The sequence below is a fragment of the Sphingopyxis indica genome, from assembly GCF_900188185.1.
Lineage (GTDB): Bacteria > Pseudomonadota > Alphaproteobacteria > Sphingomonadales > Sphingomonadaceae > Sphingopyxis > Sphingopyxis indica.
Window position 1 is genome coordinate 164310 of sequence record NZ_FZPA01000001.1, and the last position, 11744, is coordinate 176053.

Consider the following 11744-nt stretch of genomic DNA (forward strand, 5'->3'; position numbering starts at 1 on the left):
CTATTCGCCCGCCTTGCCCTTCGCGTTGCGCATCGCGAGCGTGCGCTCGAAGGTCCAGCTCGATCCGCACATCGCGTCGAGACCGCGCTGCGCCGTCCAGCCGAGCTCGTCGCGCGCGCGGTCGGGGCTCGCGTAGCAGCTCGCGACGTCGCCGGCGCGGCGCGGCGCGATGCGATAGGGGATTTTGACGCCGTTGACCCGCTCGAAGCTCGCGATCATGTCGAGCACCGAATAGCCTTCGCCGGTGCCGAGATTCCAGATGCCGAGCGGCGCGTCGCCCGCGGCGATCGCGCCCAGCGCCGCGACATGCCCTTCGGCGAGGTCGACGACATGGACATAGTCGCGCACCCCGGTGCCGTCGGGGGTGTCGTAGTCGTTGCCGAACACCGACAGTTCGGGAAGCCGGCCCGCCGCAACGCGGCTGATGAAGGGCATCAAATTGTTCGGAATGCCGCTCGGGTCCTCGCCGATCAGCCCGCTGTCGTGCGCGCCGACCGGGTTGAAATAGCGCAGCACCGCGATCCGCCAGCCGGGATCCGCGCCCGCGATGTCGGCCAGCATCTCCTCGATCATCAGCTTGGTGCGGCCATAGGGGTTGGTCGCCGATGTCGGATGCGCCTCGTCGAGCGGCAGATATTTGGGCTGGCCATAGACGGTCGCGCTCGACGAAAAGACCAGCGTCTTCACGCCGCTCTCGATCATCGCCTCGACCATCGACAGCGTTCCGCGGACATTATTGTCATAATATCTGATCGGCTCGGCGACCGATTCGCCGACCGCCTTCAGCCCCGCAAAATGCACCACCGCCTCGGCGCCATGCTTACCGATCGCACCGCGCACCGCAGCACGGTCGCGAATGTCGCCGACGACGAGCGGGATCGGCTTGCCGGTGATCGTTTCTAGCCGGTCGATCACGTCGGCCCGGCTGTTCGACAGATTGTCGAAGCAGATAATATCGTGTCCGGCGGCGGCGAGCGCCACCGCGACATGGCTGCCGATATAGCCGGCACCGCCGGTCAGGAGAACCTTCAACTCAGCACCTCATTCTCGTTTGGGTCGGCGCGAGCTAGCGCGTTTGCGGGGGCGCTGCCAAGCCCTGCGGGGTGCGATGGCCGATTTGGGCGATGGCCACCCGGCGGGGCTCAGCGAATCTGCCTTTTCTCGAGCTTTCGCGCGAGCGTGCGGCGGTGCATCCCGAGCCGGCGTGCCGTCTCCGATATGTTGAATCCGGTCTCGACGAGCGTCTGGTGGATATGCTCCCATTCGACGGTCTTGATCGAGGTCGTCCGCGCGTCGAGCGAGGCGTCGACATTGCCTTCGGTGCGCTCGAACGCCGCCTCGATATCGTCGGTGTTCGACGGCTTGGCGAGATAATAGGAAGCGCCCAGCTTGATCGCCTCGACCGCGGTGGCGATGCTCGCGAAACCGGTCAGCACGACGATCCGCATCGCGGCGTCGGCGGCGCGCAGCGTCTGGACGCAGGCAAGGCCCGAGGCATTGCCGAGCTTGAGGTCGACCACCGCATAGCCCGGCCGATAGCCGGCGAGCAGCGCGTGGAGCTCGTCGGGACCGTGGGCGACGCGCACTTCATAATCGCGCCGCTCGAACGACCGCTTGAGCGTGCGTGCGAAACTCTCGTCGTCCTCGACGATCAGCAGCTTCCGCGCTTCGCTCATGACGCATCTCCTTCCTCGCGCGCGATCGCCGAAATCGGCAGCACGATGCGCACGAGCGCGCCGCCGGCATCGCGGTTGGCGACGCTCGCATTGCCGCCGAGCTTGCGCACGACATTGACGAGCAGGAACAGCCCGAGCCCGCCGCCTGGCCGGCCCTTGCTCGAACGATAGGGCTGGCCGAAATGTTCCAGCATCTCTTCGCTGAAACCGGGTCCGCGGTCGGCGATCTCGATCACCGCCATATCGCCGTCGCGCGAGGCGGTGACACCGATCCAGTCGGGGGAGACTTCGGCGGCATTGTCCATGACATTGCCGATCACCTGGCGCAGCGCCGGGTCCGAAACGATCGCGACGTCGGGACCGAACAGGTCGTTGAACTCGACCGTCCCCGGCATCCGCCCGGCGCGCGACGCTTCGACGATCGCGGTCAGGAAGGCGCGCATCGTCGTGAGCTGCGGGGCCTCGCCGCGCGCTTCGCCCGCCGACATCAATATGCCGCCGACGATCGCCTTGCAGCGCTGCACCGCGCCATCCATGTCGGCAAGATCCTCCTGAAGCTCGGCGTTGCGCGCGACCGCGGGGGCGTTTTTCCAGTCGCCGATCAGCACCGACAGCGTCGACAGCGGCGTGCCGAGTTCGTGCGCCGCGCCCGAGGCGAGCAGGCCCATGCGCACGATATGGTCCTCTTCGGCCGCGCGCTGGCGAGCGGCGGCCAGCGCGCCGTCGCGCTCGCGCAGATTGCGGCTGATACGGGTGACGAAGGCGACGAGCAGCACCGCGATCAACACGAAGCAGACGAGGCTGCCTTTCAGATAGAGGCCGAGCGGATCGACGGCATAGCGTTCGGGGAGCAACAGCGGCGTCGGGTTCAGGCGGAGCGCGGCAAGGGCCGCGAGCGTCGCGGCGACGATCGCCCACGACGAGCGGGGGGTGAGCAGGATCGCGCCGATCACCACCTGGAGCAGAAAGAGCGACGCGAAAGGATTGGCGAGGCCGCCGCTGTGATGAAGCTGCCACGCGAGCGCCGCGACGTCGAAGAGCAGCGCGGCGGTCAGCTCGATATTGGTCACCGCGCGCCCGCGCCCGAGCAGCGCGAGGCTGACGAGGTTGATGAGGACGAGAACGACGAGCGCGGCGAGCAGCGGCGGCAGCGGCAGCACGATGTCCATCAGCCCGCTGACCACCGCGATCGTCGCGAGCTGGCCGCCCACGGCAAGCCAGCGCAGCTGGATCAGCAGCGCCATGTTGCGGCGCCCGGCATCGGCTTCGGGCGGCGCGAGGGTCAGCGATGCATCGGTCATCACCCGCCCATATTGGACCGAAGCGGGGCTTGACGCCACAGGCGCCAGGCGAAAAACAGGCAGAGGAGGGCGAGCGCGAACCAGGTCAGCGCATAGACGAGGTGATTGTCGGGAAAATGCACGACGGTCAGGCCACCGACCGGATAACCCTTCGCCTGCGGGGCGGCGTCGGAGTCGATGAAATAGGGCGCGACGCGGCCCAGCCCCTCGGCCTCTGCGATCGCCGCGACGTCGCGCGAATACCAGCGCCCCGCGCCGGGATCGTTCGCGCGCAGGAAGGCACCGCCGGGCTCGCTGATCCGGAGCAGGCCGGTGACGGTCACGCTGCCCTCAGGCCGGGACACGGCATTGCGCTTGTCCTGCGGCACGAAGCCCCGATTGACGAACAGGGTGAAGGCGGGGGTTTCGAGCGGGGTGAGCAGCCAATAGCCGCCGCCGAGATCGGTGACCGCCTTCACCAGCACGCTCTTGTCGTGGCGGAACCGTCCGGTTGCGCGGATGCGGCGATAGGCATCCTTTTCGGCCGAAATCTTGGGCCATGCGGCCGGGCCGGGCGCCGCGACCGGCGCCGCGTGAATGCGCGCATCGACCGCGGCGATCAGATCATGCTTCCACGCCCGCCGCTCGACCTGCCACACCCCGAGCGCGACGAACCCCGCCGCGAACAGCAGCGCGAGCGTCGTCAGCAGCGCGCGTTTCACGGCAGCTGGTTCATGTCGTGCGGCATCGGCATCATGTTGGTGTTGAGATGGTGCATCACCCACAAAGAGCCCGCGAGCATGATCCCCACGACGATGATGGTGAAGACGAGCGAGGTCAGCGACCAGCCGCCCTCGGCCTTCGGGGTCATGTGGAGGAAGAAGACCATATGGACGACGATCTGCACCACCGCAAAGCCCATGATGATCGCGGCGGTCACGGGCGCCGACAAGGGCATCGTCATGACCATCCAGAAGGGGATGGCGGTCAGGATCACCGACAGGATGAAACCGATCATATAGTCGCGCAGCGACGCGTGCGGCATCTCGATCTCGTGATGGCCGCCGGCGGCGGGGTCGTGGTTCGCGCTCATCGCAGCATTCCCATCAGATAGACGATCGTGAAGACGCCGATCCACACGACGTCGAGGAAGTGCCAGAACATCGACAGGCACATGATGCGGCGCTTGTTCGCGGCGATCAGCCCGTGCCGGCCGAGCTGGACCATCAGCGTGACGAGCCACACCGTCCCGAAAGTGACGTGCAGCCCGTGCGTTCCGACGAGGGTGAAGAAGGCAGAGAGGAAGGCGCTGCGCTGCGGTGTCGCGCCGATCTCGATCAGGTGGTGGAACTCCGACAGCTCGATGCCGAGGAAGGCGAGGCCGAACAGGCCGGTAATTGCGAGCCACAGCTGGGTTCCGCGCACCTTGCCCTGCTGCATCTGGAGCACGGCAAAGCCATAGGTGATCGACGAAAAGAGCAGCATCGCGGTGTTGAGCGCGACAAGCGGCAGCTCGAACAAATCCTTGGGCGCAGGGCCCGCGGCATAATTGCCGCCGAGCACCGCATAGCAGGCAAAGAGGATCGCGAAGATGAGGCAGTCGCTCATCAGATAGATCCAGAAGCCCAGCATCGTGCTGTGCCCCTCCGGGTGCGGATGCTCGTCGAGATCGTAGAAGCGCAGCTCTTCGGGTGCGGCGGCGGGGGCGAGAGTGGTCGTGCTCATGTCAGGCTCCGGCCGCCGCGAGCTGGCGAGTGCGCGCATCCTCGACTTCGGCAATGGCGGCCGCCGGAATGTCGTAGTCGCGCTTGTAGTTGAACGTATGGCCGATCGCGGTCGCGACGAGCGCCACGAAGCTGAGCCCCGCAAGCCACCAGATATGCCAGACGAGCGCAAAGCCCATCACCAGGCTGATGCCCGCGAGGATCACTCCCGCGCCGGTGTTCGCCGGCATGTGGATGTCGCGAAAGCCGCTCGTCGGCCGCGCGGCGCCGCGCGCCTTCATGTCGTGCCACGCATCGAGATCGTGGATTACGGGGGTGAAGGCGAAATTATAGACGGGCGGCGGCGAGCTGGTCGCCCATTCGAGCGTGCGTCCGCCCCACGGATCGCCGCTTTCGTCGCGCAGCTGGTCGCGCTTCCAGATGCTGACCGCGAACTGGACGAGCATCGCGGCGATGCCCACCGCGATCACCGCGGCGCCGATGCCGGCGATGACGAACCAGATTTGCAGGCCCGGATCGTCGAACACGCGCATCCGGCGGGTGACGCCCATCAGTCCGAGGATATAGAGCGGCATGAAGGCAAGCCAGAAGCCGACGACCCAGCACCAGAAGCTGACCTTGCCCCAAAAGACGTCGAGCTTGAAGCCGAACGCCTTGGGCCACCAGTAATTGATCGCCGCGAACAGGCCGAAGAGCACGCCGCCGATGATCACATTGTGGAAATGCGCGATCAAGAACAGCGAATTGTGCAGCACGAAGTCGGCGGGCGGGACGGCGAGCAGCACGCCGGTCATGCCGCCGACAACGAAGGTCAACATGAAGGCGACCGTCCACATCATCGGCAGCTCGAAACGGATGCGCCCGCGATACATGGTGAACAGCCAGTTGAAGAGCTTCGCCCCCGTCGGGATCGAGATCACCATCGTCGTGATGCCGAAGAAGCTGTTGACGCTCGCGCCCGACCCCATGGTGAAGAAATGATGCAGCCAGACGATATAGCTCAATATGGTTATGCACACCGTCGCATAAACCATTGAGGTATAGCCAAAGAGCTTCTTGCCCGAGAAGGTCGAGGTGACTTCGGAAAAGACGCCGAACAGCGGCAGGATCAGGATGTAAACCTCGGGGTGGCCCCAGATCCAGATCAGGTTGACATACATCATCGCCGACCCGCCGAAATCATTGGTGAAGAAATTTGTCCCGACATAACGATCGAGGCTGAGCAGCGCGAGGCAGGCGGTGAGCACCGGGAAGCTCGCGACGATCAATATGTTGGCGCACAGGCTCGTCCAGGTGAAGACGGGCATCTTCATCAGCCCCATGCCCGGCGCGCGCAGCTTCAGGATCGTGACGATCAGGTTGATCCCCGACAGCGTCGTCCCGACGCCGGCGATCTGGAGCGACCAGATATAATAATCGACCCCGACATTGGGGCTGTAGGCGATCCCCGACAGCGGCGGATAGGCGAGCCAGCCGGTTTGCGCGAATTCGCCGACGAACAGCGAGATCATGCACAGCACGGCGCCCGCGGTCGTCATCCAGAAGCTGAAATTGTTGAGGAAGGGAAAGCTGACATCGCGCGCGCCGATCTGTAACGGCACGACATAGTTCATCAGCCCGGTGATGAACGGCATCGCGACGAAGAAGATCATGATTACGCCGTGCGCGGTGAACACCTGGTCATAATGATGCGCGGGCAGATAGCCTTCGGACCCGCCGAAGGCCATCGCCTGCTGGAGCCGCATCATGATCGCGTCCGAAAAGCCGCGCAGGAACATGACGAGCCCCAGGATCATGTACATGATCCCGATTCTCTTGTGGTCGATGGTGGTGAACCATTCCTTCCAGAGATAGCCCCACAGGCGATATCTGGTGATCGCGGCGATGATGGCGAGGCCGCCGATCGCGACCGCGATGAAGGTGACGACGAGGATCGGCTCGTGCAGCGGCAGCGCATCGAGCGACAGGCGGCCGAGGAAGGGGCCGGTTTCGGGAGCGGGGTGGGGCGTCATGTCGATTGTCTCGGTCGATCAGGATCGGGGCGCAGGGCGGCTGGCGAGGGCGACGGCGGCGCTATCGGGTTCGCCGGGGCTGGGCAGGCCGGCGCCGGTCAGCGGCGCGAGGTCGACCGGGGTCGCGTCGGGGCGGTCGTCCTGCGCGAGCAGCGGCGAGCTGCACAGCGCGCCGACATAGCGCTTGCCCCAATAGCCGGGCTCGGTGCCGCGCGCGGCGAATTTGTCATAGGTCAGGCTGCGCACATTGCGGATACCCGCAATTCCCGCACCGCCGGCGGCGTCGATCGACATCATATCGTGCATACACATCTTGCCCGGTTCGACGCAGAGGTTGACCACCGCGTCGAACAGCTGCGGCTCGACCGAGGCGAAGCGCTGCACGGGCACCTTCTCGCTCGGCTTTTCGAGCTTGAGGTATGCGGCGCGGTCGAGCGTTCCGCCGCCCGCTTTCGTTTCGGCGACCCATTGGGCGAAGCCGGCATCGGACAGGCTCTTCACCGCAAAGCGCATGTCCGAAAAGCCTGCGCCAGAATAATTGGCCGAGAAACCCGTATATTGGCCGGTTTCGTTGAAGACGCCGTGAAGTTTGGTCTCCATCCCCGGCATCGCGTAGATCTGCCCGGCGAGCGCGGGAATGTAGAAGCTGTTCATCACCGACGAGGCCGAGATGCGGAAGCGCACCGGATGATTCACCGGCAGCGCGAGTTCGTTCACCGTCGCAATGCCCTGTTCGGGGTAGATGAACAGCCATTTCCAGTCGAGCGCTACGACCTGGACGTCGATCGGCTGTGTTTCGGCCGCAATCGCCTGTCCGGGCGCGGTGCGCGCGAGCGGGCGATAGGGGTCGAGCAGGTGCGTCGCAACCCAGGTCACCGCGCCGAGGCAGATGATGATCAGCAGCGGCGCCGCCCAGATCACCAGTTCGAGCTGGGTCGAATGATCCCAGTCGGGCCGATAGGTCGCTTGCCTGTTCGCGGCGCGATACCGCCACGCGAACAATATCGTCAGCGCCATGACGGGGACGATGATCAACAGCATCAGGCCGGTCGACACGAGGATCAGATTGCCCTGCTGGCGCGCGACGTCGCCCGCGGGATCGAGCACGACCATATTGCAACCGGCAAGGAAGGGAATCGCGGCCGCGGCCAGAATCAGCCGGAACCGGCGCGCAAGGCGGGGGGCAATGCTAGGCATGCGGCGCCACTAGGCCGACTTTGTTGCACTGCACATAGGACATTTTGTCCAATCCCTTGATCGCGATCAATGACGCAGAGGGCGTTTCATGCACGGGGCCAATGCCCTAATATACCGACTCGCGCGGCGGCAAGCCCGGCTGGCGCCGCGTCAGAAGCAGGAACAGGCTTTCATGGTTGCCGATACCGCGCCCACCGAGCAGGCCGAACGCGACGCGCGCGCGCTTCACGACGATGGTCACCCGATTTCGCCCGCCGAGATCGCGATCGGGGTGATCATCGGGCGAACGTCCGAATTTTTCGACTTCTTCGTCTATGCGATCGCCTCGGTGCTGGTGTTTCCGAAGCATGTCTTTCCGCAGTTCGACCCGCTGACCGGCACGCTCTGGTCGTTCGCGATCTTCGCGCTCGCCTTTTTCGCGCGTCCTGTCGGGACGGTGATCTTCACCGCGATCGACCGCGCCTATGGCCGTGGCGCCAAGCTGACGATCGCGCTGTTCCTGCTCGGCGGTTCGACCGCGGCGATCGCCTTCCTTCCCGGCTATGACTCGATCGGGCTCGGCGCCGCGGCGCTGCTCGCGCTGTTCCGCATGGGACAGGGGGTGGCGCTCGGCGGTTCGTGGGACGGGCTCGCCTCGCTGCTCGCGATCAATGCGCCAGAGGGCAGGCGCGGCTGGTATGCGATGATACCGCAGCTCGGCGCCCCGCTCGGCCTGATCGTCGCGAGCCTGCTCTTCATGTTCCTGATTTCGGCGCTGCCCGTGCAGGATTTCCTCGACTGGGGCTGGCGTTATCCCTTCTTCGTCGCGTTCGCGATCAACGTCGTCGCGCTGTTCGCGCGGCTGCGCATCGTCGTCACCCCCGAATATGAACGCTCGTTCCAGCACCGCGACCTCGAGCCCGCCCCGATGCTCGAGACGCTGCGCTCGAACTGGAAGGTGATCGCCGCGGGCGCCTTTGCGCCGCTCGCGAGCTTCGCGATGTTCCATATGGTGACGGTATTCCCGCTGTCGTGGGTGTTCCTGTTCACCGACGAGACGCCCGCGCGTTTCCTGCTGATCGAGGCGGTCGCCGCCTTCGTCGGCGTGCTCGCGATCATCGTCTCGGGCCTGCTCGCCGACCGCGTCGGACGCCGCACGATGCTGGGCGTCACCGCGGCGGCGATCGCGGCGTTCAGCGGCTTCGCGCCGCAGCTGCTGGGCGCCGGCGAGGCGGGCGAGGCGGCGTTCATGCTGCTCGGCTTTGCGCTGCTCGGCCTGTCCTTCGGCCAGTCGTCGGGGGCGCTGTCGTCGGAATTCCAGCCGCGCCACCGCTACACGGGGTCGGCCTTCACCTCGGACCTCGCCTGGCTGTTCGGCGCGGGCTTCGCGCCGCTGGTCGCGCTGTGGCTGTCGAGCGAATTCGGCCTGCTCGCCGCGGGCGCCTATCTGCTCTCGGGTGCGATCGGCACGCTGGTCGCGCTGTGGCTCAACCGCGAGCTTGCCCGCAACATCGGCTAGAGCATCGTGCCGGAAATCTGCACCGTTTCCCCGAGCGAAGACGAGGGGCTCTGCCGAGCGAAGTCGAGGCGGCGACGCTGCGGTTCTCGCTCCGCTCGAACGAGCCCCTCGTCTTCGCTCGGGGATGCGGATGATTCAGATTTCGCGCAATTTGCTCTAAAATTTCGTGAATTGAGAAACTGCATGCGCCCGCGAAGGCGGGTCCCCATCATCCGGCGGCGCTATTTCGAACCGGCAGGAGATGGGTCCCCGCCTCCGCGGGGACACACTTGATTTGCCTGGCGCAGTTCACCTGCCACCGGTCACTTCCCGAATGTCACCCCGATCCACAACGTTCGCGGGGTGCCGAGGTCGATCGAGCCGCCCTGGTTGCGCGTCATCACCCGCGTATCGGTGACATTTTCGGCGCGCAGGACGAGCCGGGCGCGCTGCGCGAGCGGGACTTCGGCATAGAGGTCGAGCGTCGTCGCGGCGTCGAGGATGTCGCTTTCGAGATCATCCTCATATTGCGCACCGACATAGCGCAGCGTCCCCGCCAGGCTCCAGCCGGGCGCGGGCGCCAGGCTCAGCGTCGCGCTCGCGGCCCAGCGCGGCGTCTGCGCGGGCCGGTTGCCGTCGAGCGCGGCGGCGGGGCCGCTGCCTTGCGCCTCGGCATCGGTGTAGGCCGCCGATCCGCGAAAGCCGACGATCCCGCGCGCGATCCCCGCCGACAGCTCGACCCCGCGCGCATGGATCGCGTCGATATTGCGCCGCTGGCGCAGGTCGGGGCCGATGGTGACATTGGCGACGGCGTGCTTGACCTTGTTGTCGAACAAGGTCGCCGACAGGTCGATGCCCTTTGCGGGCGTAAGGTCGAGCCCGGCTTCATAGCCGACCAGCCGCTCGTTGCGCAGTTCGGCGTTGGCGAGGGTGGTGACGGGAAAGACGACGAAGGGGCGATAAAGCTCGTTGAGTGTCGGCAGCCGCAGCCCGCTATAGGCCGCGGCGCGCAGCCGCAGCGCGTCGCTCGCCTGCCACATCGCGCCGCCGCGGACCGAGCCTTGCCAGCCCGAGCGGCCGGCGAAGCGGTCGTCGGCGACGACCACGCCCGCGCCATCGCGCTCGATAAAGAAGCCATCGGCGATGACATAGCGGTCGGCGCGCGCGCCCGCGGTCAGCGTCAGCGCGCCGAGGCTCCAGTCGTCCTCGACGAAGAGGCCGAGATCGCTGTTGGTGCCCCCGGCGTTGCGGCGCGCGGTGACCTGGCCGGTCATCGCGCTCAGCGCATCTTCAAATAGTTCGCCATCAGAGCGGCGATAGTCGAGGCCGAGACGCAGCACATGATTGCCGCCGACCGGCGGGCGCAGTTCGAGCTTGCCACCGAGGCCGGTCGAGGGCGTATTGCGCTGGTCGAGCACCGGCGTGAAGCGGCTCGACGAGATGACGATATTCGTAAAATTGCGCGCCTGAACATAGGCGAGCGCGTCGAACTGCCAAGCGCCGCGCCCGACGAGGCGCAGGCTCGCTTCCTGTCCCTCGCTCGACGAATCGGCGCCCTCGAAGCGCAGGGTGCGGCGATCGTCGAACGCCATCGCGCGCGCCTGCAATTCGACCGTATCGGTGAGCGGGGCGACGAGGCGGATCTGCGCCGACCAGCTGTCATAGGCGGCGCGCGCGGTCGCGGGGACGCGCTGGTCGGCGGGGGTGGTATAATAGCCCTGTCCGCGGTCCCAGCGCCCCGAGACGACGGCGAAACCGGCGCCGAGCGGGGCGGCGAGCGTCGCGCTCGCCTCGCTCTCGCCGCGATCGTCGACGAGCAGCGTGCCGCTCAACGGGCCGAGTGCCTCGGCATTGGTGCTCGCAAGTTCGATCGTCCCGGCAAGCGCGCCGGCGCCGAACGGCCCCGACCCCCCGCCGCGCGTGACCCGCACGCTCGCCAGCCGCTCGGGGGCGAGGGCGGAAAAGGGGATATAGCCGAAAAAGGGATCGGCGACCGGCACGCCGTCGAGCAGCATCGCCGCGCGGCTTGTCGCATTGCCGCCGAGCGCGCGCAAGGTGATGCCTTGCGCCGACGGGTTCGACGCGCGGCTGTCGGAACGGCGGAACTGCTGGAAGCCCGCGACCGACGCGAGCGCATCTTCGAGCCGCCCCGAGGCGGTTGCGGTGAGCGCGTCGCGGTCGATGAGGGTGATGTCATAGGCGGGCGTCGCCGGCGTATCGGCGAGGCCGGTGCCGGTGACGATGATCGGCTGCTCCTGCGCCGGTGCCGACACCGGCAGCAGCATCAATGCGGTCAAGGGGAGGGGGGCGAGGCGGAATGCGGCGGTCACGGTCATTGTTTCGAAAGAGCCCCTCCGCTTTGATGTTTCGCCGACAGC

The 11744-nt window shown here is 66.4% G+C and carries 10 protein-coding genes; 1 reads left to right on the forward strand and 9 read right to left on the reverse strand.

Annotated elements, in window-relative coordinates; genetic code table 11:
• From galE to cyoA, 8 genes are all read right to left on the reverse strand, one after another.
• Positions 1 to 1032, reverse strand: coding sequence for a UDP-glucose 4-epimerase GalE (gene galE, locus CHB69_RS00675; RefSeq protein ID WP_089214070.1), 1032 nt, complete (start codon positions 1030 to 1032; stop codon positions 1 to 3).
• Between the two features lie 110 nt (positions 1033 to 1142).
• A complete protein-coding gene (locus tag CHB69_RS00680) occupies positions 1143 to 1676 on the reverse strand; it encodes a response regulator transcription factor (RefSeq protein WP_089214071.1) in 534 nt (177 codons plus the stop codon).
• Complete coding sequence (locus tag CHB69_RS00685; protein WP_089214072.1) at positions 1673 to 2977, reverse strand: ATP-binding protein; 1305 nt, start codon at positions 2975 to 2977, stop codon at positions 1673 to 1675. The genes CHB69_RS00680 and CHB69_RS00685 overlap by 4 nt, the downstream gene beginning before the upstream one ends.
• Complete coding sequence (locus tag CHB69_RS00690) at positions 2977 to 3678, reverse strand: SURF1 family protein (protein ID WP_089214073.1); 702 nt, start codon at positions 3676 to 3678, stop codon at positions 2977 to 2979. Before CHB69_RS00690 ends, CHB69_RS00685 begins: the two co-directional genes overlap by 1 nt.
• Complete coding sequence (gene cyoD, locus CHB69_RS00695) at positions 3675 to 4049, reverse strand: cytochrome o ubiquinol oxidase subunit IV (RefSeq protein WP_089214074.1); 375 nt, start codon at positions 4047 to 4049, stop codon at positions 3675 to 3677. Before cyoD ends, CHB69_RS00690 begins: the two co-directional genes overlap by 4 nt.
• Complete coding sequence (cyoC, locus tag CHB69_RS00700; protein WP_089214709.1) at positions 4046 to 4681, reverse strand: cytochrome o ubiquinol oxidase subunit III; 636 nt, start codon at positions 4679 to 4681, stop codon at positions 4046 to 4048. Before cyoC ends, cyoD begins: the two co-directional genes overlap by 4 nt.
• A 1-nt stretch (position 4682) precedes the next feature.
• Entirely contained in the window at positions 4683 to 6692 is a 2010-nt protein-coding gene (gene cyoB, locus CHB69_RS00705) for a cytochrome o ubiquinol oxidase subunit I (protein ID WP_170935384.1), read from the reverse strand.
• 18 nt (positions 6693 to 6710) lie between these two features.
• The gene (gene cyoA, locus CHB69_RS00710) at positions 6711 to 7889 is read right to left on the reverse strand and encodes a ubiquinol oxidase subunit II (protein ID WP_089214075.1); all 1179 of its coding nucleotides are present in this window, start codon (positions 7887 to 7889) and stop codon (positions 6711 to 6713) included.
• Positions 7890 to 8061: 172 nt separating this feature from the next.
• On the opposite strand from cyoA, the gene CHB69_RS00715 reads away from it, so the two are divergent.
• Positions 8062 to 9387 (forward strand): MFS transporter, encoded by a 1326-nt coding sequence (locus tag CHB69_RS00715; protein WP_089214076.1) that lies wholly within the window; start codon positions 8062 to 8064, stop codon positions 9385 to 9387.
• Between the two features lie 302 nt (positions 9388 to 9689).
• On the opposite strand, the gene CHB69_RS00720 is transcribed toward CHB69_RS00715, so the two are convergent.
• Entirely contained in the window at positions 9690 to 11702 is a 2013-nt protein-coding gene (locus tag CHB69_RS00720; RefSeq protein ID WP_089214077.1) for a TonB-dependent receptor plug domain-containing protein, read from the reverse strand.
• Between the last annotated feature and the right edge of the window lie 42 nt (positions 11703 to 11744).

Excerpts from the sequence above, each read along its gene's own strand:
- CHB69_RS00680 (WP_089214071.1), bottom strand. The coding sequence starts at position 1,676 with ATGAGCGAAGCGCGGAAGCTGCTGATCGTCGAGGACGACGAGAGTTTC.
- CHB69_RS00685 (WP_089214072.1), bottom strand. The coding sequence starts at position 2,977 with ATGACCGATGCATCGCTGACCCTCGCGCCGCCCGAAGCCGATGCCGGG.
- cyoD (WP_089214074.1), bottom strand. The coding sequence starts at position 4,049 with ATGAGCGCGAACCACGACCCCGCCGCCGGCGGCCATCACGAGATCGAG.
- cyoC (WP_089214709.1), bottom strand. The coding sequence starts at position 4,681 with ATGAGCACGACCACTCTCGCCCCCGCCGCCGCACCCGAAGAGCTGCGC.
- cyoB (WP_170935384.1), bottom strand. The coding sequence starts at position 6,692 with ATGACGCCCCACCCCGCTCCCGAAACCGGCCCCTTCCTCGGCCGCCTG.
- cyoA (WP_089214075.1), bottom strand. The coding sequence starts at position 7,889 with ATGCCTAGCATTGCCCCCCGCCTTGCGCGCCGGTTCCGGCTGATTCTG.
- CHB69_RS00715 (WP_089214076.1), top strand. The coding sequence starts at position 8,062 with ATGGTTGCCGATACCGCGCCCACCGAGCAGGCCGAACGCGACGCGCGC.
- CHB69_RS00720 (WP_089214077.1), bottom strand. The coding sequence starts at position 11,702 with ATGACCGTGACCGCCGCATTCCGCCTCGCCCCCCTCCCCTTGACCGCA.